The organism is Burkholderia sp. MSMB0856 (genome assembly GCF_001524645.2).
Classification (GTDB): Bacteria; Pseudomonadota; Gammaproteobacteria; order Burkholderiales; family Burkholderiaceae; genus Burkholderia; species Burkholderia diffusa.
In genome coordinates, this window is sequence record NZ_CP013427.1 from 1,133,422 (window position 1) to 1,159,692 (window position 26,271).

Here is a 26,271-nt window from a genome sequence, read left to right on the forward strand (position 1 = left end):
GCGCGCCATAGGAGATAGACAGTGGGTATCAGTTACGAAGATCTGGAAGTCGGCAGTACGACCGAAATCGGCCGCTATACGTTCGAATCGGACGACATCAAGGCGTTCGCGCAACGCTACGATCCGCAACCGTTCCACCTCGACGAGGAGGCTGGCAAGGCATCGCCGTTCGGCGGACTCGTTGCGAGCGGCTGGCATACGTGTTCGGTGTTCATGAGCCTGCTCATCAAGAAGCTGGGACCGGATTCGACCAGCATGGGCTCGCCCGGCATCGACTCGATCCGCTGGCTCAAGCCCGTGCGTGCCGGCGACACGATCACGATGTATCAGAAGGTCCACGACAAGCGCGTGTCGGAGAGCAAGCCCGATCGCGGTATCGTGTCGACGGAGTGGATCGGCGTCAACGGCGCCGGCGACACGGTGATCACCGTGCATACCAAGGTGATCTTCGGACTGCGTCATCCGCAAGGGGCGGGCGCATGACGGACGTGACATTGCCGCTGATCGCGTCTGCGCAAGCGCTGCACGAGCGCGTCGGCGCGGAGCCGCTCGCGAGCGGCTGGGTCGAGATTGATCAGCGTCGCGTCGATGGTTTTGCCGACGCCACCGGCGATCACCAGTGGATTCACGTCGATCCCGAGCGGGCGCGGCGCGAGTCGCCGTTCGGCGGCCCGATCGCGCACGGATTCCTGACGCTGTCGCTGATTCCCGCGCTGATGACCGATGCGATGCGCTTCGAGCAGAAGATGGGTGTGAACTACGGACTGAACCGCGTGCGGTTCCTGAAGCCGGTGCCGGTCGGCGCACGCGTGCGCGCGCTGTTCGCGGTGAAGGAAGCCGCGGAGGCCGCGCGGGGTGGTGTGCAGGTGACGTGGTCGGTGTCGATGCAGGTCGAGCGTCCGGACGTGCCGTTGCTCGTTTGCGCGGCGGAATTCATTACGCTGCACTACTTCTGATGCGCGCGGCGGCATCGACGGATGCCGCCGCGTCGCACGGCGCGTGGTTCGTCAGTGCTTTGCGTATTGCGTCGCGCCGAACAGCATTTCGCGTGCCTTGTCATCCTGCAGCGGCTTGCGCAGCGATGCGAGGACTTCGACGCCGCGCTGCACGGCCGGACGCGCGGCAATCGTTTCGTGCCAGCGCTTCACGTTCGGCAGTTCGTCGAGCACGATGCCCTGGTTCTGCCATGAGCGCGTCCACGGGAACGTCGCGATGTCCGCGATCGTGTATGTGTCGCCGGCGAGATATTCGGATTCGCCGAGACGCTTTTCCATCACGTTGTACAGGCGCTTCGCTTCGTTCGTATAGCGATTGATCGCATAGTCGATCTTCTCCGGCGCGTACAGCCGGAAGTGGTGCGCCTGCCCGAGCATCGGGCCGACGCCACCCATCTGGAACATCAGCCATTCGAGCGTCGCGTAGCGTTCAGCCGGCTCGGTCGGCAGAAACTTGCCGGTCTTTTCCGCCAGGTACACGAGGATCGCGCCCGATTCGAACAGCGAGATCGGCTTGCCGCCGGGGCCGTCCGCGTCGACGATCGCGGGGATCTTGTTGTTCGGGCTGATCTTCAGAAATTCGGGCTTGAACTGGTCGCCCGCGCCGATATCGACCGGATGCGCACGATACGCGAGGCCGGTTTCCTCGAGCATGATGTGTATCTTGTGGCCGTTCGGGGTCGCCCAGCTGTAGACGTCGATCATCGTCAACTCCTTTATGGCATGCGCGAAAACGGCGCCAGCGGGGCGCCGCGACAGGCGGTCATTAGAGCATGGATCGATGCGGGCTGCAGGCGACGGAAACGTGCGGCCGCGCGCCTGCGCGTGCGTGTCGTCGCAGCGACGGCGTGCGGATCAGCGCTTGTAGCGCGGTTGGCGTTTCTCGAGGAATGCCGTAATGCCTTCGAATGCATCCGCATGATGCAACGATGCGACGAAGTGATCGCGCTCGGTGCCCAGATGCGCATCGAGCGGCTGTGCGGTCGCATCGTCGAGCAGCGACTTGATGCGCGTGAGCGCGTTCGGCGAGATGCCGGCAAGCGAGTCGGCCCATGCGAGCGCGTCGGACAGCGCGGCACCGGGCACGGCGAGCCGATTGACGACGCCGAGCGCATGCAGGCGGTCGGCCACGACGGGCTTGCCCTCGAACAGGATTTCGGCGGCGAGCGCACGCGGCAGTGCGCGCGCGAGGAACCACGAGCCGCCGCCGTCGGGCGTGAGGCCGACGCGTGCGTACGACATCACGAACTTCGCGTCGTGCGCGGCAACGATCAGGTCGCATGCGAGCGCGAGCGAAAAGCCCGCGCCGGCCGCCGCGCCTTCGACTGCCGCGATCACGGGCTTGCTCGTCGCGCGGATCGCCGTGATCCACGCGGCGAGCTGATCGATGCTGTCGGCCTGATAGGACGGATCCTTCGAGCGGTTGTCGAGCAGCCGGTTCAGGTTGCCGCCCGCGCAAAAGAAACGATCGGCACCCGTGAGCACGACAGCGCGAATGGCGGGGTCGCGCTCGGCGGTGGCGAGCGCCTCGACGCCGGCCGCATACATGTCGGGATGCAGCGCGTTGCGTGCGCCGGGATTGGATAGCGTGAGGACGAGCGTCGATTCGCTCTCGGGTGGACGCGAGGCCAGCAGTTCAGCACTCATGCGAATGTGTCTCCATCGGATGGCGAGGCTGCGACACCGCATGCTGCGCGGGCGCATGCGCATACCCGCGAGGGTGCTGCCGCAGCGGATGTATTGTTGTCATGACGGACGCGAAACTGCTTTAGACTAGCACGAACGTGCTTTTCAGCGCGACGTATCCCGATGCCGCCGGCATCGCCGCGGCGCGCTTCAGCAACGAAGGAGACTCCGATGCTACAGCTGTGCGGTATTCCGTTGTCCAACTATTACAACAAGGTGAAGTTCGTCCTGCTCGAACATGACATCCCGTTCGAGGAATCGGCATGCAGTCTGCCGATCAGCGATCCGGCACTGCTCGCCGATTCGCCGCTCGGCAAGATTCCGTTCTTGAAGACGGAAGAGGGCGCGCTGTTCGAATCGCAGGTGATCATCGAGTATCTGGCGGCGCGTTATCCCGACAAGGCCATTTTTCCGGCCGGACCGTTCGCGGCCGCGAAGGTGCGCGAACTCGTCGAGACGCTCGAGCTGTATCTCGAATGGACCGCGCGCGAGGTTTATACGGAAGCGTTTTTCGGCGGCAAGGTCAGCGACGGGATGAAGGCGCACGTCGAGAAGCGCCTGCCGCGCGCGATCGATGCATTCAAGCGGATGACGCAATTTTCGCCCTACGTGCTCGGCGACACGTTCACGCTGGCGGACATTGCCGCGGCGATCCATCTGCCGGTGATCGGAATGGCGACGAAGGCCATCTTCGGCCGCGATTTCCTGCTCGATGCCGGCATCGACTGGAAGGCGCACGCGAAGCTGGTCGGTGAGCGGCCGGTCGCGCAGCGCGTGGCGGCCGATCGCAAGGCCTATGTCGAGGCGACGAGCGCCGCACGTTCGTAAGCGCGGCGCGGGCGCGGTGTCGTACCGTGCCCGGCCGCCCATGCAGGACTTACAGGCGTGCGAGCCGTTCGAGTGCGGATGCGAGCGTGCTTTCCTGTTTCGCGAAGCAGAAGCGCACGACGCCCGATTCGTGCGGCTCGTGATAGAACGCCGACACGGGAATCGCCGCCACGCCGATCTCCGACGTGAGCCACTTCGAGAATTCCGCTTCGGACAGGTCGCTGATCGCCGAATAGTCGACGCACTGGAAGTACGTGCCGGGGCACGGCAGCAGCTTGAAGCGCGTGCGCTCGAGACCTGCGCGGAAGAAGTCGCGCTTCTTCTGGTAAAAGTCGGGCAGTGTCAGGTACGGTGCCGGATCGCGCAGGTAGTTGGCAAGCCCGATCTGCATCGGCGTGTTCACCGTGAACACGTTGAATTGATGGACCTTGCGGAACTCCGCAGTCAGCGCGGCAGGCGCCGCGACATAGCCGACCTTCCAGCCCGTCACATGGTAGGTCTTCCCGAAGCTCGACACGATGAAGCTGCGCGCGGCCAGTTCCGGGTAGCGCGCGACGCTTTCATGCCGCGCACCGTCGTAGACCATGTGTTCGTACACTTCATCCGACAGGATCAGCACATTGGTGCCGCGCACGATCTCCTCGAGCTTGCGCATGTCGGCCTCGCGCCACACGGTGCCGGTCGGGTTGTGCGGCGTGTTGATCATGATCATCCGTGTTTTCGGCGTGATCGCGGCGGCCAGGCGATCGAACGGGATCGCATAGTCGGGCGCTTCCAGCGTGACGAACACGGGCTTGCCGCCGGCAAGCTCGATCGACGGCAGATAGCTGTCGTAGGTCGGTTCGACGACGATTACCTCGTCACCCGGATGGACCGCGCACAGGATCGCCGTCAGCAGGGCCTGCGTCGCGCCGGCCGTGACCGTGATCTCGGTGGCCGGATCGTAGCGCCGGCCGTAGACCTGCGCGATCTTGTCGGCGATCGCATCGCGCAACGGCGCGACGCCGGCCATCGGCGGATACTGGTTGTGACCGTTGCGCATCGCGGCCGCGACCGCGTCGACGATGCGCGGGTCGCAGTCGAAATCCGGGAAGCCTTGGCCGAGGTTCACGGCGCCTTTCTCGGCGGCGAGCGCGCTCATGACCGTGAAGATCGTCGTGCCGACGTTCGGCAGGCGCGAGGGGAAAACGGGAGTCGTAGGCATGTCGGAAGGAGCGTTCATCGATACGGTCGCAAGCGGGTGGCGCCGGGCCCGTCAGGCCGGCGTGGTAGTGGTGGCCAATGCGGCATCGAGCGCGCAGGCTTCGGTGAACGGCGCGGGCTGCGCGATCCGGAAGCCGAAGTCGCGCGCGGTGCGCTTCGCGAGCTTGAGCAGCGCACGGTCCTTCGACACGAGCCAGTCGGCCTGCGCGGCGCGCGCGAGCTCGAGAAATTTCTGGTCGTCGCGGTCCTTGCACTTCGGCAGGGGCGGCGCGTCGGCGTCGACGGGCGGCGGCTCGACGAGGCTCGTCAGGCGGGCGACCGTCGCGAGCGCTTCGGCCTTGTCGATCGCGCGCGCCTGAAACTGCGGGTAGTCGAGCACGAGCTCGAGTTCGTTCAGGCAGCGGCCGTCGATTACGGCGGCCAGCGTGCCGCGTTCGAGCGCCGCCCGGATCGGGCGTGTGGCAGGGTCGTCGAATACGAGTATGTCGATCCAGACGTTCGAGTCGAGCACGACGCGATGTGCGGCATGCGGGGCGAGAGAGCGGGTCATTCGTTACAATCGGTGGTTTTCGTCTGACCGCAAGGCACGGCGTGCCAGCGAGCCTCTATGATAATCGTTCTCTCCCCAGCCAAATCCCTCGACTACGATACGCCCGCCCACGTCCCGTCTTACACGAAGCCTGCATTCGTCGACGATGCGTCGGAACTGATCGACGGCCTGCGCAAGTTGTCGCCGCAGGACATCTCGACGCTGATGGACATCTCCGACCCGCTCGCGCGGCTGAACTTCCAGCGCTATGCGGACTGGTCGCCGACCTTCACGACGGCCAACGCGAAGCAGGCGGTGCTCGCATTCAACGGCGACGTGTACGAAGGGTTCGATGCCAAATCGCTGTCGGCCGCCGATCTCGACTATGCGCAGCACCACGTGCGCGTGCTGTCGGGCCTGTACGGGCTGCTGCGTCCGCTCGACCTGCTGCAGCCGTACCGGCTCGAGATGGGCACCCGTTTCGCGAACGCGCGCGGCAAGGATCTGTATGCGTTCTGGGGCGACCGGATTACGCGGGCGCTGAATGAGCAGCTCGAGACGCGCAGCGGCGCGGCGCGCGTGCTGGTCAACTGCGCGTCGACCGAGTACTTCAAGTCGGTCAAGCCGAAACTGCTGGCCGCACCGATCGTCACGCCGGTGTTCGAGGACTGGAAGGGTGGCCGCTACAAGATCATCAGCTTCCATGCGAAGCGCGCCCGTGGCCTGATGGCGCGCTACATCGTCGAGAACCGCATCGCCGAACCGGCGGCGCTGAAGGATTTCGCGGTGGAAGACTACGCGTTCGATGCCGCTGCGTCGAACGATTCGACTTACGTATATCGCCGGCGAATCGGCGAGTGACCAAGCCGGCCGTTCACGAGACGGCCGGCGCATGCATGAGGCCGGACGCGCGGCAAACCGCCGCTTCCGGTCGACACTGGAGAGATAGATGACCCTTTCGATCACCAGCAATTTCGACGCGGGTGCCATCGACGTCGTGTCGTGCGACAGCCCCGACGCGATCCGGCTGCGTGTACGCGGCGACAACCGCTCGGAATTCGCCCAATGGTTCTACTTCCGTTTGACGGGCGCACGCGGTGAGCGGTGCGTGATGTCGTTCGAGAATGCGGCCGAATGCGCGTATCCGTCAGGATGGCGTAACTACAGCGCGGTCGCGAGCTACGACCGGGTCGACTGGTTCCGCGTGCCGACGACGTTCGACGGCAAGACGATGACCATCGACCATACGCCCGAGTTCGACAGCATCTACTACGCGTATTTCGAGCCGTACTCGGAAGAGCGTCATGCCGCGTTCCTCGGCGCGGTCCAGCAATTGCCGCAGGCGAGCGTCGTCGAGCTCGGCCGAACGGTTGAAGGCCGTCCGATGTCGCTGCTGACGCTCGGTACGCCGGAGGTCGACGGCGCACCGAAGAAGAAGGTGTGGATCATCGCACGCCAGCATCCGGGCGAGACGATGGCCGAGTGGTTCGTCGAAGGGCTTGTCAAGCGGCTGGCCGGGTGGGGCGACTGGGCGGGCGATCCGGTGGCGCGCAAGCTGTACGACCGCGCGACGTTCTACATCGTCCCGAACATGAATCCGGACGGCAGCGTGCACGGCAACCTGCGCACCAACGCGGCGGGCGCGAACCTGAACCGCGAGTGGATGGCGCCCGATGCCGAGCGCAGCCCCGAAGTGCTGGCCGTGCGCGATGCGATCCATTCGATCGGCTGCGACATGTTCTTCGACATTCATGGTGACGAGGATCTGCCGTACGTGTTCGTCGCGGGTTCGGAAATGCTGCCGAGCTTCACGGAGCAGCAGGGCAAGGAGCAAACCGCATTCATCGATGCGTTCAAGGTCGCGAGCCCGGATTTCCAGACCGAGCACGGTTATGCGGCGAGCAAGTACAAGGAGGACGCGCTCAAGCTTGCGTCGAAGTACATCGGCCATCAATTCGGCTGCTTGTCACTGACGCTCGAGATGCCGTTCAAGGACAATGCGAACCTTCCGGACGAACGGGTCGGCTGGAACGGCGAGCGGAGCGCCGCGCTCGGCGCGGCGATGCTGGCGGCAATCCTGGTGCACGTCGAGACGTTCGCATAAGCGTACCGTCGTCGATATGAAAAAGCCGGCGCATCGTGCGATGCGCCGGCTTTTTTGCTTCTGTCGTTGCCGCTCCGTCGGATCAGGACTTCTTCGCGGTTTTCTTCTTCACGGCTTTCTTCTGGCCGCTTGATTTCTGCGTTGCGACGGCTTTCTTGCCGGTGCGGCCGGATGCCTTGGCCTTGACCTTGCCGCGGTGCGACTTGCCCTTGAACTTCTTCGTCGACGACGACGGGCGTTCGACACGCGGCTTCAGTGGCGGCACCGGATCGTTCCAGCTGAACGCCAGCATTTGCTGGCCGACATAGCCGCAGCGGAATTTCAGCGGTGTCGGGTCGCTGCCGTCGCTGTGGACGCCGAGGCCGTCCACGGTGACGATGTTGTCGACTTTCACGCGCTGCTTGCCCTGATCGAACGAATCGTTCCACGGCGTAATCGTCGCGTTGCCGCTTTCGAACGCGTTCGGCGCGAAGTCGACGCGGTCGAAGGCCGTCGATGTGCTGGCGATGAAGCTTCCGTGCGCCGCACAATCGGCGACGATCGGATCGGCATGCATCTCGTTGACGAATTTGTTGATCAGTTCGGAGCGCTGGTCGAGGAGGTCGGCGAATACCGGTGCCGGAAGCGCAAGCGACAGGCCCGCGACACAGGCTGCCAGCTTGCCGAACGCCCGGAAGATCCGGAGCGAGGCAGGTGAGCTGTCCATCTGGTTATTGGTGAGGAGCGAATGAGACATCGGGCACGTATAGATGCCCGATGAAGATCAGGAGTTCAATCTTAGCGTAAAAAAGTTGTGCGGCAGTAGATGTCGCACTCTCCCGCGCTGCGGAAGCGGATCGTCACGCGCGCCGATCGCACCGGGACCGGCACGTTCAAGCGCGCGGACCGCCGAGGCGATAGCGCCGAACGTCGAACGTCGTGACCCACGCCGGACGATAGACGGCGATGAGCGCGGTGGCCATGCCGGTGAACCACGCTTCGCCGAGCGCGAGCAGCGCAGTGTTCAGCAGATAGCCTGCTGGAATGACGACGGGAACGCCGTCCGCGAGAGCGAGCTGGACTCCGGCTGCGGCCGCTGCGACTGCGACGATCGCGATGGCCGGTGACAGGAATCCCTGGCCGGTGATGAACGACGCGAGATTGTGCGGGAGCCACGCGATCGCGGCGCGTTGCAGCAACGCGGACACGGCGACCGGTAGCGCACCGTAGATCAGATAGGTCACGCCGACGCCTTGCCACGGCGCATCGAAGACGATAGCGGCGACGGCTGTGACGGCACCCATCGCGATCAGCGCAAGCGTCCAGTCGAACAGCGTGACGAGCAGCGTCGCGCCGAGCAGGTGCATGACGATGCCGTCCTCGAGCCACGCATTCGAGGCCCAGAGCACCGTGATCGCGGTGACGAGCGCGAGCCACACGTGCTGGAGCGTTGCGTCCTGGAGACGGACGAAGGGACGATTCCAGAGCGCGAGCGCGAGCAACGCCACGGTGGCGATCCAGCCACCGATGCCAACCCAGAGCGGAAGCGGTGTGAAAAGAAAACCCATGCGTTCATATTACTCGTTGAGCATCGAAGGTGGGAATCCGCACATGTCGACCGTCGCAATATCGATACTGTCCGATCAGCGCTCGCGCCGAAACCGCGCTGGCGGTTCGGCCGCGAGCGGCAGGTCCCGGGTATCGGTGTTCGCGGCGGGCAGCGGGTATGGGCGGTCGTTCCGTTGCATGCGCAGCGGAACCGGGCCGCGTTCGCCGATGACGGGCTTGCTTGCACGATCACGGTTTGCCAGCAACACCTCGAGATGCGGCGACAGCCATCCGTTGTAGATCGCGACTGCGGCGGCGCGGTTTGCCGCGCCCAGCTGCTGGAAGATGCTGGCGAGGTGGATCTTTACGGTGCCTTCGCTGATGCCGAGCGTGCGAGCGATCATCTTGTTGGTGCTGCCCATATGGACGAACCGCATGATCTGCGCCTGTCTGGGCGACAGGAGACCACTTGGCGGGCGGCGCGGCAGCGATCCGGCGAGCGTCTGGAAATGGGCGTCGTGGCATACCGCGGCAGTGGAGGGCAGCAGGCTGAGTGCGATGGGCGGGATGTAATGGCCGCCCAGCAGAACCATTTCGAGCGCCCGCACGATCAGGTGCGGCCGTGTGGAGTGCGGGATCACACCCGCGACGCCATAGTTGTAGAAGCGCTGGATGGCTTCCGGCGTGGATTCGTCGATCAGTACCGCGACGGGCGTTGGCGAGCAGGCGCTGCAGAGCGCCTGGAGTTCGCAGAGGCGGCCGACGTCCAGCCAGTCGATGGCAACGAGGTCGAAGCGCTGGGTGCGCAGCAGCCGGCGCGCCTGGAAGCCATCGGGCGCATCGTTGATGCTGGCGTGACGGTCGATCTGCCGCAGCAGGGCCTTCAGTCCGTCACGCCGTTCGGCGTCTGAGTTCAGCACCAGGAACCGCATATTCAACCTCCGTAAGGTGAGTCATTGAGCTGCCGTTGGCATGCGTTGGATCCGATAATGACAAAAACCTTACACGAAGTCTGCTTGGCTGAAAGGCTTAGGAGAAGTCTGAAATTTCGAATGACGGAAATGCAGACCAAAAAAAGCCGCTCCGGCTGGAACCGGGAGCGGCTTCGTCGGGCAGGCGCTGCGGGCCTGCGGTGTACGATCAGTGAAAGTGCGGTTGGGCGGGCGAGGCGTCTTCTGGCATTTCCGCGTGGACAATTTCGCCGAGCGGATCCGCATAGAGCGGCACGCCGCAGTCGTCGCAATATTCCGGCTCGAAGCGGCCCGCGTGCCGGCGGACGTCGGTTACGCCGCATTCCTTCAGCAGACTCACTATCTCCTCGAGCGGCCCTTCGATCGGTGCTTCGCCTTCGAGCGTCGCGCTGTCGATCGACACGTCGCCGTTTTCGCGGCCGTAGAGCGGCCACACGACACCATAGATCACGTCGTTGCTGGCGCGTCGCGTGAAGCCGACGCGATACTCGTCGATCCGTCGCTCGCCGAAGCCTGCGACCACGGCGCGCAGCTCTTGCGGTGCCGTACCAAGTGTGTCGAAAAGATAACGGATCGCCGTTCGGACCGTGTGCGGACGGATGCGCTCGTCCGCATCACGGCAGGCCGAATAGTATGCGTCCGGGAGCAGGCATTCGAACTCGCAGCCGGGGAGAGCAATCGACAGGTTCGGACCGCCCTGCGCGGTCCATTGCTCGAGACACTGGCCGCGTTCGATCCGATTGCCGTGCTCTTCTTCCTGCCAGCGGAACAGCGGAGCGCCGGCTGGCGCGGCGACGACGGCGAGGAGAAAGCGTGGGTCTGCCAGGATCGGCGAGGTTTCGGGCAAGTCTCCGAAGCTGAGCTTGGCGGCGTGCTGGCCGAGCGCCGCGTGCGCGAGCTGCTGGGCGAGCCGGTAGGTCTCGACGTGGTGGCGCGGCAGTTGGTCGATGCTGTACAGGAACGGGGCGAGGCCGACCAGCGTGCCGGTGGCGAGCACGTGCGCTTGCAGGTGCGTGCGCAGTGCGTCGGCGACGTCGCCTTTCAGCGGGCCCGACGGAATCATGTAGCGCGTCCAGGCAAGAACGGGAACGGCGACCAGCAGCGCATCGTACGGCTGGCCGTCGTGCTCGATCACCATCGATTCACTATGCGTCTCGGCCATGTCGGCGAGCGCGCCATAGGCATCAGGGTGGTTCTGCTGCAGATGGTCGAGTGCCGCGTCGAGCGTGGTCTGGTTGCCGTTGCGAACGATCTTGGCGAGTAGCGCATCGAGCTTCGCTTCCCAGAAGCGATCCTCGATGCGGCTGCCCGAGGCGAAGAGCGCAAGCGACAGGCCGACCAGTTTGTCGGCGTCGGGGGGGAGGCGTTTGGCGATTCGCTGGCGCATATTAAATACGTATAGAAAGGGGCGAAGAACCTCACATTCTAGTCCGTTCTTTGCACCATAAGCGGTCTCGTGCTCCGGCATGGCCGGAAGGCTGAATCGGCGAGGATGAAGAAAAATCCATCAAACCCTTGCGCGATCGCCGGGAGCTGCTTAGAATCACGCCTCTTTCGCGCTAACGGAAACGCAGCGCGGAGGAAGAAGGGAAGCGGTGCAGTCGAGGGTAGGTTGTGGAACCCCGGCGCACACGAAGTTGAACCCCCGCCGTCGCAACGAAGCAGTTCGGAAAGTTGTTGACGAGCTGAAAAAGACGGTTCATAATCTCGCTTCTCTGCTGCTGAAAACGCAGCGCTGCTGGGAAACTTCAGGTTTCTCGCAGAAATGCTCTTTAAAAATTAACAGCCGATAAGTGTGGGCGCTTGATGGCCGCGAGCTGATCTTCGGATCAGAAAGCGAAAGTATCAAGAGTCTCACACTAAAGTAAGTCAGGTTTATGAAGTGATTCATATACCTGTCAGCTTTGAGTGAGCGACCGGTTCTTAACGGAACCGAAAACAGTAACAGGTTTAAACTGAAGAGTTTGATCCTGGCTCAGATTGAACGCTGGCGGCATGCCTTACACATGCAAGTCGAACGGCAGCACGGGTGCTTGCACCTGGTGGCGAGTGGCGAACGGGTGAGTAATACATCGGAACATGTCCTGTAGTGGGGGATAGCCCGGCGAAAGCCGGATTAATACCGCATACGATCTACGGATGAAAGCGGGGGACCTTCGGGCCTCGCGCTATAGGGTTGGCCGATGGCTGATTAGCTAGTTGGTGGGGTAAAGGCCTACCAAGGCGACGATCAGTAGCTGGTCTGAGAGGACGACCAGCCACACTGGGACTGAGACACGGCCCAGACTCCTACGGGAGGCAGCAGTGGGGAATTTTGGACAATGGGCGAAAGCCTGATCCAGCAATGCCGCGTGTGTGAAGAAGGCCTTCGGGTTGTAAAGCACTTTTGTCCGGAAAGAAATCCTTGGTCCTAATATGGCCGGGGGATGACGGTACCGGAAGAATAAGCACCGGCTAACTACGTGCCAGCAGCCGCGGTAATACGTAGGGTGCAAGCGTTAATCGGAATTACTGGGCGTAAAGCGTGCGCAGGCGGTTTGCTAAGACCGATGTGAAATCCCCGGGCTCAACCTGGGAACTGCATTGGTGACTGGCAGGCTAGAGTATGGCAGAGGGGGGTAGAATTCCACGTGTAGCAGTGAAATGCGTAGAGATGTGGAGGAATACCGATGGCGAAGGCAGCCCCCTGGGCCAATACTGACGCTCATGCACGAAAGCGTGGGGAGCAAACAGGATTAGATACCCTGGTAGTCCACGCCCTAAACGATGTCAACTAGTTGTTGGGGATTCATTTCCTTAGTAACGTAGCTAACGCGTGAAGTTGACCGCCTGGGGAGTACGGTCGCAAGATTAAAACTCAAAGGAATTGACGGGGACCCGCACAAGCGGTGGATGATGTGGATTAATTCGATGCAACGCGAAAAACCTTACCTACCCTTGACATGGTCGGAATCCTGCTGAGAGGCGGGAGTGCTCGAAAGAGAACCGGCGCACAGGTGCTGCATGGCTGTCGTCAGCTCGTGTCGTGAGATGTTGGGTTAAGTCCCGCAACGAGCGCAACCCTTGTCCTTAGTTGCTACGCAAGAGCACTCTAAGGAGACTGCCGGTGACAAACCGGAGGAAGGTGGGGATGACGTCAAGTCCTCATGGCCCTTATGGGTAGGGCTTCACACGTCATACAATGGTCGGAACAGAGGGTTGCCAACCCGCGAGGGGGAGCTAATCCCAGAAAACCGATCGTAGTCCGGATTGCACTCTGCAACTCGAGTGCATGAAGCTGGAATCGCTAGTAATCGCGGATCAGCATGCCGCGGTGAATACGTTCCCGGGTCTTGTACACACCGCCCGTCACACCATGGGAGTGGGTTTTACCAGAAGTGGCTAGTCTAACCGCAAGGAGGACGGTCACCACGGTAGGATTCATGACTGGGGTGAAGTCGTAACAAGGTAGCCGTATCGGAAGGTGCGGCTGGATCACCTCCTTTCCAGAGCTATCTCGCAAAATTGAGCGCTCACGCTTATCGGCTGTAAATTTAAAGACAGACTCAGGGGTCTGTAGCTCAGTCGGTTAGAGCACCGTCTTGATAAGGCGGGGGTCGTTGGTTCGAATCCAACCAGACCCACCATTGTCTGGCGGTAGGTACCTGAGGCAAATCTGTACTCATGGGGGCATAGCTCAGCTGGGAGAGCACCTGCTTTGCAAGCAGGGGGTCGTCGGTTCGATCCCGTCTGCCTCCACCAATCTTCAATGACAAGCGTTCGAGGTGCTCGAGTGTTTGTCATTGGCGATTGAGCCAGTCAGAGCGGTACGGAGTATGTATCGGCTGTCGTTCTTTAACAATCTGGAAGAAGTAAGTAATTTGGATAGCGGAAGCGTCTTGAGATGGACGTGGAAACTATCCGGGTTGTGATTGTATCGATGTATCTCAAGATGATTCGAACTCTATGTTTGACTCAATTGGAATGCGGCACAACGCGAGAACTCAACCTGTAACGAGACAGACTCGTTATAGGGTCAAGCGAACAAGTGCATGTGGTGGATGCCTTGGCGATCACAGGCGATGAAGGACGCGGTAGCCTGCGAAAAGCTACGGGGAGCTGGCAAACGAGCTTTGATCCGTAGATGTCCGAATGGGGAAACCCACTCCTTTTGGAGTATCCATGGCTGAATACATAGGCCATGCGAAGCGAACGCGGTGAACTGAAACATCTAAGTAACCGCAGGAAAAGAAATCAACCGAGATTCCCAAAGTAGTGGCGAGCGAAATGGGATGAGCCTTGCACTCTTTATTTGTATTGTTAGCCGAACGCTCTGGAAAGTGCGGCCATAGCAGGTGATAGCCCTGTAGGCGAAAACAGTATGAAAGAACTAGGTGTGCGACAAGTAGGGCGGGACACGTGAAATCCTGTCTGAAGATGGGGGGACCATCCTCCAAGGCTAAATACTCGTGATCGACCGATAGTGAACCAGTACCGTGAGGGAAAGGCGAAAAGAACCCCGGGAGGGGAGTGAAATAGATCCTGAAACCGCATGCATACAAACAGTCGGAGCCTCGTAAGGGGTGACGGCGTACCTTTTGTATAATGGGTCAGCGACTTACGTTCAGTAGCAAGCTTAACCGTATAGGGCAGGCGTAGCGAAAGCGAGTCCGAATAGGGCGTTCAGTTGCTGGGCGTAGACCCGAAACCAGGTGATCTATCCATGGCCAGGATGAAGGTGCGGTAACACGTACTGGAGGTCCGAACCCACTAACGTTGAAAAGTTAGGGGATGAGCTGTGGATAGGGGTGAAAGGCTAAACAAACCTGGAAATAGCTGGTTCTCTCCGAAAACTATTTAGGTAGTGCCTCGTGTCTCACCTTCGGGGGTAGAGCACTGTCATGGTTGGGGGGTCTATTGCAGATTACCCCGCCATAGCAAACTCCGAATACCGAAGAGTGCAATCACGGGAGACAGACATCGGGTGCTAACGTCCGGTGTCAAGAGGGAAACAACCCAGACCGCCAGCTAAGGTCCCCAAATATAGCTAAGTGGGAAACGAAGTGGGAAGGCTAAAACAGTCAGGAGGTTGGCTTAGAAGCAGCCACCCTTTAAAGAAAGCGTAATAGCTCACTGATCGAGTCGTCCTGCGCGGAAGATGTAACGGGGCTAAGCTATATACCGAAGCTGCGGATGCGTGCTTTGCACGCATGGTAGGAGAGCGTTCCGTAAGCCTGCGAAGGTGCCTTGTAAAGGGTGCTGGAGGTATCGGAAGTGCGAATGCTGACATGAGTAGCGATAAAGGGGGTGAAAGGCCCCCTCGCCGTAAGCCCAAGGTTTCCTACGCAACGTTCATCGGCGTAGGGTGAGTCGGCCCCTAAGGCGAGGCAGAAATGCGTAGCTGATGGGAAGCAGGTCAATATTCCTGCACCATTGTTAGATGCGATGGGGGGACGGATCGCGGAAGGTTGTCCGGGTGTTGGAAGTCCCGGTCGCTGCATTGGAGAAGGCGCTTAGGCAAATCCGGGCGCAGGATTCAAGGGTGTGGCGCGAGCTCCTTAGGGAGCGAAGCAATTGGAAGTGGTTCCAAGAAAAGCCTCTAAGCTTCAGTCTAACGATGACCGTACCGCAAACCGACACAGGTGGGCGAGATGAGTATTCTAAGGCGCTTGAGAGAACTCGGGAGAAGGAACTCGGCAAATTGGTACCGTAACTTCGGGATAAGGTACGCCCTTGTAGCTTGACTGGCCTGCGCCAGGAGGGTGAAGGGGTTGCAATAAACTGGTGGCTGCGACTGTTTAATAAAAACACAGCACTCTGCAAACACGAAAGTGGACGTATAGGGTGTGACGCCTGCCCGGTGCCGGAAGATTAAATGATGGGGTGCAAGCTCTTGATTGAAGTCCCGGTAAACGGCGGCCGTAACTATAACGGTCCTAAGGTAGCGAAATTCCTTGTCGGGTAAGTTCCGACCTGCACGAATGGCGTAACGATGGCCACACTGTCTCCTCCCGAGACTCAGCGAAGTTGAAGTGTTTGTGATGATGCAATCTACCCGCGGCTAGACGGAAAGACCCCATGAACCTTTACTGTAGCTTTGCATTGGACTTTGAACCGATCTGTGTAGGATAGGTGGGAGGCTATGAAACCGGAACGCTAGTTTCGGTGGAGCCGTCCTTGAAATACCACCCTGGTTTGTTTGAGGTTCTAACCTTGGCCCGTGATCCGGGTCGGGGACAGTGCATGGTAGGCAGTTTGACTGGGGCGGTCTCCTCCCAAAGCGTAACGGAGGAGTACGAAGGTACGCTAGGTACGGTCGGAAATCGTGCTGATAGTGCAATGGCATAAGCGTGCTTAACTGCGAGACCGACAAGTCGAGCAGGTGCGAAAGCAGGTCATAGTGATCCGGTGGTTCTGTATGGAAGGGCCATCGCTCAACGGATAAAAGGTACTCTGGGGATAACAGGCTGATACCGCCCAAGAGTTCATATCGACGGCGGTGTTTGGCACCTCGATGTCGGCTCATCTCATCCTGGGGCTGTAGCCGGTCCCAAGGGTATGGCTGTTCGCCATTTAAAGAGGTACGTGAGCTGGGTTTAAAACGTCGTGAGACAGTTTGGTCCCTATCTGCCGTGGGCGTTGGATATTTGAAGGGGGCTGCTCCTAGTACGAGAGGACCGGAGTGGACGAACCTCTGGTGTACCGGTTGTCACGCCAGTGGCATCGCCGGGTAGCTATGTTCGGAAGAGATAACCGCTGAAAGCATCTAAGCGGGAAACTCGCCTTAAGATGAGATATCCCTGGGGACTAGATCCCCTTGAAGGGTCGTTCGAGACCAGGACGTTGATAGGTCAGGTGTGTAAGCGCAGTAATGCGTTCAGCTAACTGATACTAATTGCCCGTAAGGCTTGATCCTATAACAAGTCTGTCTCGCGCTGACTACAGCGCGTCGGACTGGTTGATTCTCGTGTGTGATACACACAACTCAAAATTACTGCTTCTTCCCAGATTGGTTCTGTTGGCCACGCCAGCAGGACAACCCCCTTTGCCTGATGACCATAGCGAGTCGGTCCCACCCCTTCCCATCCCGAACAGGACCGTGAAACGACTCTACGCCGATGATAGTGCGGATTCCCGTGTGAAAGTAGGTAATCGTCAGGCTCCCTCAAGCCAAGAACCCCCGCCCGACAAGGCGGGGGTTTTTGCATTGGCGCGGCGGAAATGCGCGAGATGACAGAGAACCGTCCACATCTTGCAAACTGCATGCTCTCCCGAGCTGGCAGATCTCGCCGCAACTTACCTCAATAAAATCATCTGGATTGCCGTCGATTCCGTCGTCACCGCCCGCGCCGGAACGAAATCTCCCGATTTGATACGATAGAAGCGTCGTCGACGGGTTGCTTGCCTCGACGTTCATGTTCGAACCAGTGCTTGATGGAGAGAGAGGGCAGCGAATGAATATCGGCGACGCGTCGCGCGAATCCGGCGTCAGCGCAAAAATGATCCGATACTACGAACAGGTTGGTCTTCTTGCGCCCAGCAAGCGTAGCGACGCTGGATACCGGATCTACGGTTCGGACGAAGTCCATATCCTGCGCTTCATCCGCCAGGCGCGGCGGCTCGGTTTTCTCGTCGAGGATATCCGCAAACTGCTGATGCTTTGGCAGGACCGCGCCCGCGCCAGTGTCGAAGTGAAGTCAATCGCCCTCGAACACGTGGCTGAACTCGACAAACGCATCGCGGAATTGAGCGATATGCGCAATACGCTCGCCGATCTCGCCGCGCACTGCCATGGTGACGAACGACCTGAATGCCCGATCTTGGCGCGCCTGGCCGAACCGATCGGTGAACCAGATTAGTGCATACTCTCCAGGCCGAAAAGTGGCCACGACTCGATATTCATAAAAATCAATGAGTTAAAGCGGATATTTCACAAGCCATTCCAAAACGGAATGGTTGCCATGCAAGCATTTCACTAGCATCTTGGTGCGGCATCGCTATAATTCGGGATAACCCTATACGGGAAATCCCTGAATCTCGATTCGCCAGGGGTCCCCCTTCCTTGGAGAACATCATGATCGCCTACATCGTTGAAAAGCTGAGCAACTGGTTCGAATCCGCAGAACGTGAGCGCCGTGAGGCATACCTCGCCACGTCGTCGGACATCGTCCAGCTCGAGAGCCGCATCCGCTCGCTCGAAACCAACGGCTACTCGCTGTAATCGGAGTCACCGTCAGGTGCCGTGTGGCACCGAACGAAAAGCAAGCCCCGTGTTGACGGGGCTTTGTTTTTTGTGCGCTTGATCTGGCGAAATCGTCGGCGCGGCGCTATGGTATGGGCCTGTTTTTAACCGGAAGAATACGACCATGCGCTTGCGTCTCGATGTGCGTCACGTTTCTCGCGTGCGTCTCGTTCTGGGGGCTGTCGTGCTCGCTCACGGCGTGGCGGCCGGGGCGGCGACGTCGTCCAAGCCGCTGATTCTCGATACACAACGTGGGATCCAGGATGGCAAGGGCGGCCTGGTGTTGCAAACGGCTCCGTTATCGTCCGAGCCGATCGTCGAGCCCGCAGGCATGCGAGCGCCGGCCGGGCAGGGGTCGAATTCATCGATCCCGCTGTTTGTCGCGCCGTATATCAATGTGCCCGGTTGGGGCGTGTCGCCAGCCAATCAGCAGAGACCCACGCCCAGACCGCAGCCATAACGGCAAGACGTCCGCTCAGTTCCCGCGCTGCTCGATCTGGCACCGGGCGCCACTATCCTGCCCCAGGCGTTCGACGAGATAGGGCAGCGCTTCGTTCATGCTCTGCGCGAGTGTGTACGGCGGATTCAGGATGAACATTCCGCTGCCGTAAAGGCCCAGGCCGTCTGCCGGCGGATTCGATACCGTCAGCGTGAGGTGCAGCCAGTTGTTCGGTTGCAGGCGCTTGAGCTGCTCCGGAAAACGCTGCGATTCCACCCGTGCAACCTGCGGATACCAGATCGCGTAACAGCCGGTCGCGAAACGTTTGAGGCATTCCGTTACGCAAGTCACCGTGCGCGCGTAGTCCTTCTTGTCCTCATAGGACGGATCGATCAGCACCAGCGCGCGTCGCGGCGGCGGCGGCAGCAGCGCCTTGATGCCCTCGAAGCCGTCACCGGCGAAAATCATTGCACGGCGCCCCGCATCGCGGAAGTTGTGACGCAGCACGTCGATTTCCGTCGTATGCATTTCGAACAGGCGCATTCGATCCTGCTCGCGCATCGATCGCCATGCGAGATACGGCGAGCCCGGATAGTAGCGAAGCTCGCCGTCGTCGTTCAGCGCGCGCACCTCGTCGACGTAATCACCGAGCGCCTCGGGCAGGTTCTTTTCGTTCCATAGCGGCCCAATGCCGGTGTCGAATTCCCCTGTCTTGGCGGCATAACCGTCGCGCAGCGAATACACGCCGGCGCCGGCGTGCGTGTCAATGTACCAGTACGACTTGTCTTTCTTGTTCAGGTAGCGCAGCAGCTGGACGACGACGGCGTGCTTGAGCACATCCGCGTGGTTGCCTGCATGAAAACCGTGACGATAACTGAGCATGGCGGGCTGCCTGAAACGAAGGAGGAATCGATGAAAACGGACGATTGCGCGTGGCCGTCGGGCCGCGCGCCAATGCGGCCGCGTATTGTACGCGAGTGGGCGTGAGTCGCCTTACTCGAATGCGTCGCCGACGGCCTCCTCGATACGTTGCTTGACCTCCGGCGTCAGCTTCGCGGCGACGTCGAGCGCGCGCATGTTGTCGCCGATCTGCTCGATCCGCGACGCGCCCGTAATGACAGAGCTCACGCGCGGATTCGCGAGTATCCATGCGATCGCCAGTTGGGCGGTGCTGCAGCCGAATTCGGCCGCGATCGCGCCGAGCCGTTCGACCACGTCGTTGCTGGCCGAATCCGTCAGCCGGGCGCGGAGCCAGTCGTAGCCCGGCAGTTGCGCGCGGCTACCCGGCGGTACCCCGTTCCGGTACTTGCCGGTGAGCAGCCCCGATGCCAGCGGGCTCCAGGTCGTCAGGCCGAGGCCGTAGTCTTCATAGAGCCGCGCGTATTCCTGCTCGACCCGGGTACGATGGAACAGGTTGTACTGAGGCTGCTCGACGACCGGCTTGTGCAGATGGTGCCGCTCGGCAATTTCGTACGCGGCGCGGATCTCGTCGGCGCTCCATTCGGACGTGCCCCAGTACAGCGCCTTACCGCGTACGATCATGTCGCTCATCGCCCAGACGGTTTCCTCGATCGGCGTGTTCGGGTCGGGGCGATGGCAGTAGACGAGGTCGACATAGTCGAGCTGCAGCCGGCGCAGCGAGCCGTCGATCGCATTCAGCAGATATTTCCGGTTTAGCGTGTGGTATTGGTTCGGCGCTTCCGCGAGTCCCCAGAAGAACTTGGTGGACACGAGATAGCTGACGCGCGGCCAGCCGAGCGACTTGAGCGCCTGGCCCATGATTTCCTCCGATTTGCCGCCCGCATAGACCTCGGCGTTGTCGAAGAAATTGACGCCCGCATCGCGGGCCGCCGCAAGGCATTCACGGGCAACCCGCTGGTCGACCTGGTTGCCGTAGGTGACCCACGAGCCGAGCGAAAGCGCGCTGATCTGCAGGCCGGAGCGGCCTAGTCGTCGATAGTGCATGGGCGTCTCCCGCGACTCGGAACCGACCTTAAGCTTAGACGTTTTGCGCGCGAACGGCGGGGCCGATCGTGCACAATAGCGGCTGGCCTGTCTGCACGACCGCGCGACGAAAGCGGATGCAGCGGGGCGCGCTTTTTCGATCCGATAACGGAAGGAGACGGACATGGCAGCAGATCTGAGCGGCAAGACCGCAGTCGTCACGGGCGCCGCAAGCGGCATCGGCAAGGAAATCGCACTGGAGCTGGCCAAGGCGGGCGCCGCGGTCGCGATCGCCGACCTGAACCAGGACGGCGCAAACGCGGTTGCCGACGAGATCAACAAGGCAGGCGGCAAGGCGATCGGCGTCGCGATGGACGTGACCAGCGAAGAAGCGGTCAACAGCGGCATCGACAAGGTGGCGGAAACGTTCGGCTCGGTCGACATCCTCGTGTCGAACGCGGGCATCCAGATCGTCAATCCGATCGAGAACTACTCGTTCGCCGACTGGAAGAAGATGCAGGCGATCCACGTCGACGGCGCGTTCCTGACGACCAAGGCCGCGCTCAAGCACATGTATAAGGACGATCGCGGCGGCGTCGTGATCTACATGGGTTCGGTGCACTCGCACGAGGCGTCGCCGCTGAAATCGGCGTACGTGACGGCCAAGCACGGGCTGCTCGGCTTGGCACGTGTGCTGGCGAAGGAAGGCGCGAAGCACAACGTGCGCTCGCACGTCGTGTGTCCGGGCTTCGTGCGCACGCCGCTGGTCGACAAGCAGATTCCGGAGCAGGCGAAGGAGCTCGGGATCAGCGAAGAGGAAGTGGTGAAGAAGGTGATGCTCGGCAACACGGTCGACGGCGTGTTCACGACGGTGCAGGACGTCGCGCAGACGGTGCTGTTCCTGTCGGCGTTCCCGAGCGCCGCGCTCACGGGCCAGTCGGTCGTCGTCAGCCACGGCTGGTTCATGCAGTAACGGTAACGGCCTTCGGTACGGGCGGCCGCGCCGCTCGTGCTGCAGGGAGCATTCGCCGGCAGTGAAGCGGCATAAAAAAACGCGCTCCAAGGAGCGCGTTTTTTGCTTCGGCAGGGCGGGCTGCTGCCGCCGACGCCGGCTTACTTCAGGACCGCCGCGACCGCATTGGCGACCGCATCGAGGTTGCGCGTGTTCAGCGCCGCAACGCAGATCCGGCCGGTGCCGACCGCGTAGATGCCGAACTCTTCGCGCAGGCGATCGACTTGCGCCGAGGTCAGGCCCGAATACGAGAACATCCCGCGCTGCGCGTTGATGAAGCTGAAGTCGCGATCGACGCCGCTCGCCTTCAGGCGCTCGACGAGGCCGTTGCGCATCGCGCGGATGCGATCGCGCATTTCGCCGAGTTCCTGCACCCACGACGCGTGCAGTTCCGGCGACGCGAGCACGGCCGCGACGACGGCGCCGCCATGGGTCGGCGGGTTCGAGTAGTTCGTGCGGATCACGCGCTTCAGTTGCGACAGCACGCGCGTCGCTTCTTCCTTGCTCGACGTGATGATCGACAGCGCGCCGACGCGCTCGCCGTAAAGCGAGAACGACTTCGAGAACGACGACGACACGAACGCATTCAGGTCGGCAGCGGCAAACAGACGCACCGCGGCGGCATCGGCCTCGATGTTCTCGCCGAAGCCCTGGTAGGCCATGTCGAGGAACGGCACGAGGTTGCGCGCCTTGACGACCTCGACGACCTGCTGCCATTGCGCTTCGGTCAGGTCGACGCCGGTCGGGTTGTGGCAGCATGCGTGCAGCACGACGATCGTGCCCGCCGCATAGCCGTTCAGCGCCGACAGCATGCCTTCGAAGTTCACGCCGTTGGTGGCGGCGTCGTAGTACGGGTATGCGACGACTTCGAAGCCGGCCGCTTCGAACAGTGCGCGGTGGTTTTCCCAGCTCGGATCGCTGATCGCGACCTTTGCGTTCGGGTTCACGGTGCGCAGGAAATCGGCGCCGATCTTCAGTGCGCCCGTGCCGCCCAGTGCCTGCGCCGTGACGACGCGGCCCGCGGCGATCAGCGGCGAATCGTTGCCGAGCAGCAGCTTCTGCACTGCTGCGTCATACGCGGCGATCCCGTCGATCGGCAGGTAGCCGCGCGGCAGGCCGGCGTCGACACGCGCCTTTTCCGCTTCGCGAACGGCGCGCAGCAGCGGAATCTTGCCTTCTTCGTTCGTGTACACACCGACGCCGAGGTTGACCTTGGTCGGACGCGTATCGGCGTTGAAGGCTTCGTTCAGGCCCAGGATCGGGTCGCGGGGAGCAAGCTGGACAGCGGAGAAGAGCGACATGATGATTCGGCAGTAGTGAAAAGAGGGTCAGGCTTTCAGCCGGCGGGGCGGGCGCAGCAGACCGCGCGCCAACGGGCACGGCGCCGGAAAGCGCAGCAGCGTGACATTGTAGCGAATTCACGCTGCCGAAGGCGGCGATCGAACGGCGAATTGCGATTTCGGGCGGTTGCTGCGCGTCAGGAGCCGTCAGCGGTTCGCAACGCCGCGAAGCGCTAGAATAGTTTTTTTGCCCTCGCTCCGGCCGCACTCCATGTCCGAACATCACGCCGAAGTCGGCGACGCGCTCGACGAATCGAAATTCGTGACCTTCGAAGGGTCGCCGTTCCAGTTGTACCAACCGTATCCGCCCGCAGGCGACCAGCCGACCGCGATCGAAACGCTCGTCGAAGGTGTCGGCGACGGCCTCGCATTCCAGACGCTGCTCGGCGTCACCGGTTCGGGCAAGACCTTCACGATGGCCAACACGATCGCGCGGCTCGGCCGCCCGGCAATCGTGTTCGCGCCGAACAAGACGCTCGCGGCGCAGCTCTACTCGGAATTCCGCGAGTTCTTCCCGCGCAACGCGGTCGAGTATTTCGTGTCGTACTACGACTATTACCAGCCGGAAGCGTACGTGCCGCAGCGCGATCTGTTCATCGAGAAGGATTCGTCGATCAACGAGCACATCGAGCAGATGCGGCTGTCGGCGACGAAGAGCCTGATGGAGCGCCGCGACGTGGTGATCGTCGCGACGGTGTCGGCGATCTACGGTATCGGCAACCCGTCCGAATATCACCAGATGATCCTGACGCTGCGCACCGGCGACAAGCTCGGCCAGCGCGACGTGATCGCGCGGTTGATCGCGATGCAGTACTCGCGCAACGAACAGGACTTCCAGCGCGGCACGTTCCGCGTGCGCGGCGACACGATCGACATCTTCCCGGCCGAGCACGCGGAGTTGGCCGTGCGCGTCGAGCTGTTCGACGACGAAGTCGAGACGCTGCAGCTGTTCGACCCGCTGACCGGGCGCGTGCGCCAGAAGATCCCGCGCTTCACCGTGTATCCGTCGTCGCACTACGTGACGCCGCGCGACACCGTGATGCGGGCGGTCGAGACGATCAAGGACGAATTGCGCGAGCGCCTCGAGTTCTTCCACCGCGACGGCAAGCTCGTCGAGGCGCAGCGCCTCGAGCAGCGCACGCGCTTCGACCTCGAGATGCTGCAGGAGCTCGGCTTCTGCAAGGGCATCGAGAACTACTCGCGGCACTTCTCGGGCGCCGCGCCCGGCGAGCCGCCGCCGACGCTCGTCGACTACCTGCCGCCCGACGCGCTGATGCTGCTCGACGAATCTCACGTGCTGATCGGCCAGTTGAACGGCATGTACAACGGCGACCGCGCGCGCAAGGAAAACCTCGTCAACTATGGCTTCCGGCTGCCGTCGGCGCTGGACAACCGACCGCTCAAGTTTCCTGAGTTCGAACGCAAGATGCGCCAGGTGGTGTTCGTGTCGGCGACGCCGGCCGACTACGAGCAGCGCGTGACGGGGCAGGTCGCCGAGCAGGTGGTGCGGCCGACCGGGCTCGTCGATCCGGAAATCGAAGTGCGCCCGGCAAGCTCGCAGGTCGACGACGTGCTGACCGAAATCAACGCGCGCGTGAACGCCGGCGAACGCGTGCTGATCACCGTGCTGACGAAGCGGATGGCCGAGCAGCTCACCGAGTTCCTGGCCGACCACGGCGTCAAGGTCCGCTACCTGCACAGCGACATCGACACGGTGGAGCGGGTCGAGATCATCCGCGACCTGCGGCTCGGCACGTTCGACGTGCTGGTCGGGATCAACCTGCTGCGCGAAGGCCTCGACATTCCGGAGGTGTCGCTCGTCGCGATTCTCGACGCGGACAAGGAGGGCTTCCTGCGCGCCGAGCGCTCGCTGATCCAGACGATCGGCCGCGCGGCGCGCAACGTGAACGGCAAGGCGATCCTCTATGCCGACAACATGACCGAGTCGATGAAGCGCGCGATCGGCGAGACCGAGCGGCGCCGCGCGAAGCAGATCGCGCACAACGAGAAGATGGGCATCACGCCGCGCGGCGTCGTGAAGCGCATCAAGGACATCATCGACGGCGTGTACAACGCCGACGACGCGCGCGCCGAGCTGAAGGAAGCACAGCAACGCGCGAAGTTCGAGGACATGTCGGAAAAGCAGATCGCGAAAGAGATCAAGCGTCTCGAGAAGCAGATGGCCGACTACGCGAAGAACCTCGAGTTCGAAAAAGCCGCGGCCACGCGCGACCAGCTTGCGTTGCTGCGTGAGCGCGTGTTCGGCGCGAACGTGGGCGACCACGTCAACGGCGTCCGGTAAATCTTTCCAAACGTCACTGAAATCTTCCGGTAACACCGTTGTAAGCCTTGTTGGATCAGGGGTTTACACGGTGTCTCGTTTGTTCCGAAGCCGGTTCGGTGCTAAACTCCACAAGTATTGAGAATAGTTCGCATTAACGTTATTCGTTGCGTTAGTGTTTCCAGCACGCGGTTCTGATGGACGGCGCGCAAGTCACCAGACAAATAACAAGGAGTGTCCATGTTGGGTTCTTCGTTCATCCGCACGTCGGTTGCGGTAGCGGCGGCGCTTGCCGCGATGTCGGCTTCGGCGGCCGAATATCCGATCGGCAAGCAGCAGATCCAGGGCGGCATGGAAATCGGCGCGGTGTACCTGCAGCCGATCACGATGGATCCGGAAGGGATGATGCGCAAGGCGTCGGATTCCGATATCCACCTTGAGGCGGACATCCACGCGGTCAAGAACAACCCGACGGGTTTCGCGGAAGGCGACTGGATGCCGTACCTGCAGGTCACGTACAAGCTGACGAAGCAGGGCGACACGAAGTGGAAGGCCGAAGGCGACCTGATGGGCATGGTCGCGAGCGACGGCCCGCACTATGGCGACAACGTGAAGCTGGCCGGCCCGGGCAAGTATCACCTGACGATGACCGTCAAGCCGCCGATGCAGTCGGGCCACATGGCGTTCGGCCGTCACGTCGACAAGGAAACGGGCGTGGGCGCATGGTTCAAGCCCATCACCCTCGAATATGACTTCCCGTTCGCCGGCATCGGCAAGAAGGGCGGGTACTGATTGGTGGCATCACGGACGGCGCGCTTCGGCGCGCCGTCGGCGCAGAGAACCCAGAATGAAATTTCCCCAGAAAATCGTCGCCGCAGCCGCCGCGCTGTGGCTCGCCGGCGCGGCGCATGCCGCCGATCTGCCGACGTTCAAGCTCGAAATGACGGACGGCAAGCTGAACCCCGCCCGCATCGAAGTGCCGGCCGGCCAGCGCTTCAAGATCGAGATCAGGAATACCGGCAAGGGCGCCGCCGAATTCGAGAGCGTGCAGTTGCGCAAGGAGAAGGTGCTCGCGCCGGGCGCCGATTCGTTCGTGGTCGTCGCCCCGCTGTCGCCGGGCGAATACAAGTTTTTCGATGATTTCCACCAGCAGGCGCAGGGCGTGATCGTCGCGAAGTAATGCGTTTTATC

The 26,271-nt window shown here is 61.6% G+C and carries 23 protein-coding genes, 2 tRNA genes and 3 rRNA genes; 17 read left to right on the forward strand and 11 right to left on the reverse strand.

Going from position 1 to position 26,271, the window contains the following annotated elements; all coding sequences use genetic code 11:
• Window positions 1-21 precede the first annotated feature (21 nt).
• Together WS87_RS06395 and WS87_RS06400 are read left to right on the forward strand one after the other, a co-directional pair.
• Window positions 22-483, forward strand: coding sequence for a MaoC family dehydratase (locus WS87_RS06395; protein WP_059533186.1), 462 nt, complete (start codon window positions 22-24; stop codon window positions 481-483).
• Window positions 480-956, forward strand: coding sequence for a MaoC family dehydratase (locus WS87_RS06400; protein ID WP_059820668.1), 477 nt, complete (start codon window positions 480-482; stop codon window positions 954-956). Before WS87_RS06395 ends, WS87_RS06400 begins: the two co-directional genes overlap by 4 nt.
• Window positions 957-1,007: 51 nt before the next feature.
• Here the strand turns inward: WS87_RS06400 and WS87_RS06405 are convergent, their stop codons facing one another.
• Window positions 1,008-1,700: a glutathione binding-like protein gene (locus WS87_RS06405; protein ID WP_059703492.1), complete on the reverse strand. Its 693-nt coding sequence runs from the start codon at window positions 1,698-1,700 to the stop codon at window positions 1,008-1,010.
• Window positions 1,701-1,850: 150 nt separating this feature from the next.
• The gene (locus WS87_RS06410; protein WP_059703383.1) at window positions 1,851-2,642 is read right to left on the reverse strand and encodes an oxepin-CoA hydrolase, alternative type; all 792 of its coding nucleotides are present in this window, start codon (window positions 2,640-2,642) and stop codon (window positions 1,851-1,853) included.
• A gap of 210 nt (window positions 2,643-2,852) precedes the next feature.
• On the opposite strand from WS87_RS06410, the gene WS87_RS06415 reads away from it, so the two are divergent.
• Complete coding sequence (locus WS87_RS06415) at window positions 2,853-3,509, forward strand: glutathione S-transferase family protein (protein ID WP_059533180.1); 657 nt, start codon at window positions 2,853-2,855, stop codon at window positions 3,507-3,509.
• Window positions 3,510-3,558: 49 nt separating this feature from the next.
• On the opposite strand, the gene WS87_RS06420 is transcribed toward WS87_RS06415, so the two are convergent.
• Both WS87_RS06420 and WS87_RS06425 read right to left on the reverse strand, forming a co-directional pair.
• Window positions 3,559-4,731, reverse strand: a complete 1,173-nt coding sequence (locus WS87_RS06420) for a pyridoxal phosphate-dependent aminotransferase (RefSeq protein WP_059820669.1) — start codon at window positions 4,729-4,731, stop codon at window positions 3,559-3,561.
• A gap of 33 nt (window positions 4,732-4,764) precedes the next feature.
• Window positions 4,765-5,262: a putative toxin-antitoxin system toxin component, PIN family gene (locus WS87_RS06425; protein WP_059820670.1), complete on the reverse strand. Its 498-nt coding sequence runs from the start codon at window positions 5,260-5,262 to the stop codon at window positions 4,765-4,767.
• Window positions 5,263-5,319: 57 nt separating this feature from the next.
• Here WS87_RS06425 and yaaA point away from each other — a divergent pair, with 57 nt between their 5' ends.
• Together yaaA and WS87_RS06435 are read left to right on the forward strand one after the other, a co-directional pair.
• On the forward strand, window positions 5,320-6,102 hold the full coding sequence (yaaA, locus tag WS87_RS06430) for a peroxide stress protein YaaA (RefSeq protein ID WP_059820671.1): 783 nt from the start codon (window positions 5,320-5,322) through the stop codon (window positions 6,100-6,102).
• An 88-nt stretch (window positions 6,103-6,190) separates the two neighbouring features.
• Complete coding sequence (locus tag WS87_RS06435) at window positions 6,191-7,345, forward strand: M14 family metallopeptidase (RefSeq protein WP_059820672.1); 1,155 nt, start codon at window positions 6,191-6,193, stop codon at window positions 7,343-7,345.
• A gap of 82 nt (window positions 7,346-7,427) precedes the next feature.
• Here WS87_RS06435 and WS87_RS06440 read toward each other — a convergent pair whose 3' ends face one another.
• From WS87_RS06440 to WS87_RS06455, 4 genes are all read right to left on the reverse strand, one after another.
• Window positions 7,428-8,081: a BspC domain-containing protein gene (locus WS87_RS06440; protein WP_059533169.1), complete on the reverse strand. Its 654-nt coding sequence runs from the start codon at window positions 8,079-8,081 to the stop codon at window positions 7,428-7,430.
• Between the two features lie 136 nt (window positions 8,082-8,217).
• Window positions 8,218-8,892 (reverse strand): energy-coupling factor ABC transporter permease, encoded by a 675-nt coding sequence (locus WS87_RS06445; RefSeq protein ID WP_059820673.1) that lies wholly within the window; start codon window positions 8,890-8,892, stop codon window positions 8,218-8,220.
• Window positions 8,893-8,967: 75 nt separating this feature from the next.
• Window positions 8,968-9,804: a response regulator transcription factor gene (locus tag WS87_RS06450; protein WP_059820674.1), complete on the reverse strand. Its 837-nt coding sequence runs from the start codon at window positions 9,802-9,804 to the stop codon at window positions 8,968-8,970.
• A 208-nt stretch (window positions 9,805-10,012) separates the two neighbouring features.
• Window positions 10,013-11,230, reverse strand: coding sequence for a DUF2863 family protein (locus tag WS87_RS06455; protein WP_059533163.1), 1,218 nt, complete (start codon window positions 11,228-11,230; stop codon window positions 10,013-10,015).
• A 565-nt stretch (window positions 11,231-11,795) separates the two neighbouring features.
• Here WS87_RS06455 and WS87_RS06465 point away from each other — a divergent pair.
• From WS87_RS06465 to WS87_RS06505, 8 genes are all read left to right on the forward strand, one after another.
• Window positions 11,796-13,328: ribosomal RNA gene (locus WS87_RS06465) — 16S ribosomal RNA — on the forward strand.
• A 64-nt stretch (window positions 13,329-13,392) separates the two neighbouring features.
• Window positions 13,393-13,469, forward strand: a tRNA-Ile gene (locus tag WS87_RS06470).
• A 39-nt stretch (window positions 13,470-13,508) separates the two neighbouring features.
• Window positions 13,509-13,584, forward strand: a tRNA-Ala gene (locus WS87_RS06475).
• Between the two features lie 272 nt (window positions 13,585-13,856).
• Window positions 13,857-16,738: ribosomal RNA gene (locus WS87_RS06485) — 23S ribosomal RNA — on the forward strand.
• A 132-nt stretch (window positions 16,739-16,870) separates the two neighbouring features.
• A 5S ribosomal RNA gene (gene rrf / locus WS87_RS06490) occupies window positions 16,871-16,983 on the forward strand.
• Together the 16S, 23S and 5S rRNA genes with 2 tRNA genes alongside form the textbook arrangement of a ribosomal RNA operon.
• Window positions 16,984-17,276: 293 nt before the next feature.
• Entirely contained in the window at window positions 17,277-17,681 is a 405-nt protein-coding gene (gene cueR / locus WS87_RS06495; protein WP_059820591.1) for a Cu(I)-responsive transcriptional regulator, read from the forward strand.
• 215 nt (window positions 17,682-17,896) lie between these two features.
• Window positions 17,897-18,043 carry a DUF3563 family protein gene (locus tag WS87_RS06500; RefSeq protein WP_006478295.1) on the forward strand — a complete coding sequence of 49 codons (147 nt, stop codon included), beginning with the start codon at window positions 17,897-17,899 and terminating at the stop codon, window positions 18,041-18,043.
• A 145-nt stretch (window positions 18,044-18,188) separates the two neighbouring features.
• Window positions 18,189-18,524 carry a hypothetical protein gene (locus tag WS87_RS06505; protein WP_082750753.1) on the forward strand — a complete coding sequence of 112 codons (336 nt, stop codon included), beginning with the start codon at window positions 18,189-18,191 and terminating at the stop codon, window positions 18,522-18,524.
• Window positions 18,525-18,539: 15 nt separating this feature from the next.
• Here WS87_RS06505 and WS87_RS06510 read toward each other — a convergent pair whose 3' ends face one another.
• Together WS87_RS06510 and WS87_RS06515 are read right to left on the reverse strand one after the other, a co-directional pair.
• Window positions 18,540-19,385 (reverse strand): 23S rRNA (adenine(2030)-N(6))-methyltransferase RlmJ, encoded by an 846-nt coding sequence (locus WS87_RS06510; protein WP_059530620.1) that lies wholly within the window; start codon window positions 19,383-19,385, stop codon window positions 18,540-18,542.
• 111 nt (window positions 19,386-19,496) lie between these two features.
• The gene (locus WS87_RS06515) at window positions 19,497-20,468 is read right to left on the reverse strand and encodes a potassium channel beta subunit family protein (RefSeq protein ID WP_059820590.1); all 972 of its coding nucleotides are present in this window, start codon (window positions 20,466-20,468) and stop codon (window positions 19,497-19,499) included.
• A 163-nt stretch (window positions 20,469-20,631) separates the two neighbouring features.
• On the opposite strand from WS87_RS06515, the gene WS87_RS06520 reads away from it, so the two are divergent.
• On the forward strand, window positions 20,632-21,420 hold the full coding sequence (locus WS87_RS06520; protein WP_107938115.1) for a 3-hydroxybutyrate dehydrogenase: 789 nt from the start codon (window positions 20,632-20,634) through the stop codon (window positions 21,418-21,420).
• A 140-nt stretch (window positions 21,421-21,560) separates the two neighbouring features.
• Here WS87_RS06520 and WS87_RS06525 read toward each other — a convergent pair whose 3' ends face one another.
• Entirely contained in the window at window positions 21,561-22,760 is a 1,200-nt protein-coding gene (locus WS87_RS06525) for an amino acid aminotransferase (RefSeq protein WP_059535557.1), read from the reverse strand.
• 250 nt (window positions 22,761-23,010) lie between these two features.
• Here WS87_RS06525 and uvrB point away from each other — a divergent pair, with 250 nt between their 5' ends.
• The 3 genes from uvrB to WS87_RS06545 all read left to right on the forward strand — a co-directional run bounded on the left by uvrB (window position 23,011) and on the right by WS87_RS06545 (window position 26,260).
• Window positions 23,011-25,101 carry an excinuclease ABC subunit UvrB gene (uvrB, locus tag WS87_RS06535; RefSeq protein ID WP_059535554.1) on the forward strand — a complete coding sequence of 697 codons (2,091 nt, stop codon included), beginning with the start codon at window positions 23,011-23,013 and terminating at the stop codon, window positions 25,099-25,101.
• A gap of 219 nt (window positions 25,102-25,320) precedes the next feature.
• Window positions 25,321-25,872: an iron transporter gene (locus WS87_RS06540; protein WP_057929472.1), complete on the forward strand. Its 552-nt coding sequence runs from the start codon at window positions 25,321-25,323 to the stop codon at window positions 25,870-25,872.
• Between the two features lie 55 nt (window positions 25,873-25,927).
• A complete protein-coding gene (locus WS87_RS06545) occupies window positions 25,928-26,260 on the forward strand; it encodes a cupredoxin domain-containing protein (protein WP_006760846.1) in 333 nt (110 codons plus the stop codon).
• Window positions 26,261-26,271 lie beyond the last annotated feature (11 nt).

Bases quoted from the DNA above. Each gene is read 5' to 3' on its own strand.
- WS87_RS06410 (WP_059703383.1), bottom strand. From the start codon at position 2,642: ATGAGTGCTGAACTGCTGGCCTCGCGTCCACCCGAGAGCGAATCGACG.
- WS87_RS06510 (WP_059530620.1), bottom strand. From the start codon at position 19,385: ATGCTCAGTTATCGTCACGGTTTTCATGCAGGCAACCACGCGGATGTG.
- WS87_RS06425 (WP_059820670.1), bottom strand. From the start codon at position 5,262: ATGACCCGCTCTCTCGCCCCGCATGCCGCACATCGCGTCGTGCTCGAC.
- WS87_RS06525 (WP_059535557.1), bottom strand. From the start codon at position 22,760: ATGTCGCTCTTCTCCGCTGTCCAGCTTGCTCCCCGCGACCCGATCCTG.
- WS87_RS06455 (WP_059533163.1), bottom strand. From the start codon at position 11,230: ATGCGCCAGCGAATCGCCAAACGCCTCCCCCCCGACGCCGACAAACTG.
- WS87_RS06450 (WP_059820674.1), bottom strand. From the start codon at position 9,804: ATGCGGTTCCTGGTGCTGAACTCAGACGCCGAACGGCGTGACGGACTG.
- WS87_RS06445 (WP_059820673.1), bottom strand. From the start codon at position 8,892: ATGGGTTTTCTTTTCACACCGCTTCCGCTCTGGGTTGGCATCGGTGGC.
- WS87_RS06505 (WP_082750753.1), top strand. From the start codon at position 18,189: ATGCGCTTGCGTCTCGATGTGCGTCACGTTTCTCGCGTGCGTCTCGTT.
- cueR (WP_059820591.1), top strand. From the start codon at position 17,277: ATGAATATCGGCGACGCGTCGCGCGAATCCGGCGTCAGCGCAAAAATG.
- WS87_RS06405 (WP_059703492.1), bottom strand. From the start codon at position 1,700: ATGATCGACGTCTACAGCTGGGCGACCCCGAACGGCCACAAGATACAC.
- WS87_RS06540 (WP_057929472.1), top strand. From the start codon at position 25,321: ATGTTGGGTTCTTCGTTCATCCGCACGTCGGTTGCGGTAGCGGCGGCG.
- WS87_RS06420 (WP_059820669.1), bottom strand. From the start codon at position 4,731: ATGAACGCTCCTTCCGACATGCCTACGACTCCCGTTTTCCCCTCGCGC.
- yaaA (WP_059820671.1), top strand. From the start codon at position 5,320: ATGATAATCGTTCTCTCCCCAGCCAAATCCCTCGACTACGATACGCCC.
- WS87_RS06545 (WP_006760846.1), top strand. From the start codon at position 25,928: ATGAAATTTCCCCAGAAAATCGTCGCCGCAGCCGCCGCGCTGTGGCTC.
- WS87_RS06500 (WP_006478295.1), top strand. From the start codon at position 17,897: ATGATCGCCTACATCGTTGAAAAGCTGAGCAACTGGTTCGAATCCGCA.
- uvrB (WP_059535554.1), top strand. From the start codon at position 23,011: ATGTCCGAACATCACGCCGAAGTCGGCGACGCGCTCGACGAATCGAAA.
- WS87_RS06515 (WP_059820590.1), bottom strand. From the start codon at position 20,468: ATGCACTATCGACGACTAGGCCGCTCCGGCCTGCAGATCAGCGCGCTT.
- WS87_RS06440 (WP_059533169.1), bottom strand. From the start codon at position 8,081: ATGTCTCATTCGCTCCTCACCAATAACCAGATGGACAGCTCACCTGCC.
- WS87_RS06415 (WP_059533180.1), top strand. From the start codon at position 2,853: ATGCTACAGCTGTGCGGTATTCCGTTGTCCAACTATTACAACAAGGTG.
- WS87_RS06435 (WP_059820672.1), top strand. From the start codon at position 6,191: ATGACCCTTTCGATCACCAGCAATTTCGACGCGGGTGCCATCGACGTC.
- WS87_RS06400 (WP_059820668.1), top strand. From the start codon at position 480: ATGACGGACGTGACATTGCCGCTGATCGCGTCTGCGCAAGCGCTGCAC.
- WS87_RS06520 (WP_107938115.1), top strand. From the start codon at position 20,632: ATGGCAGCAGATCTGAGCGGCAAGACCGCAGTCGTCACGGGCGCCGCA.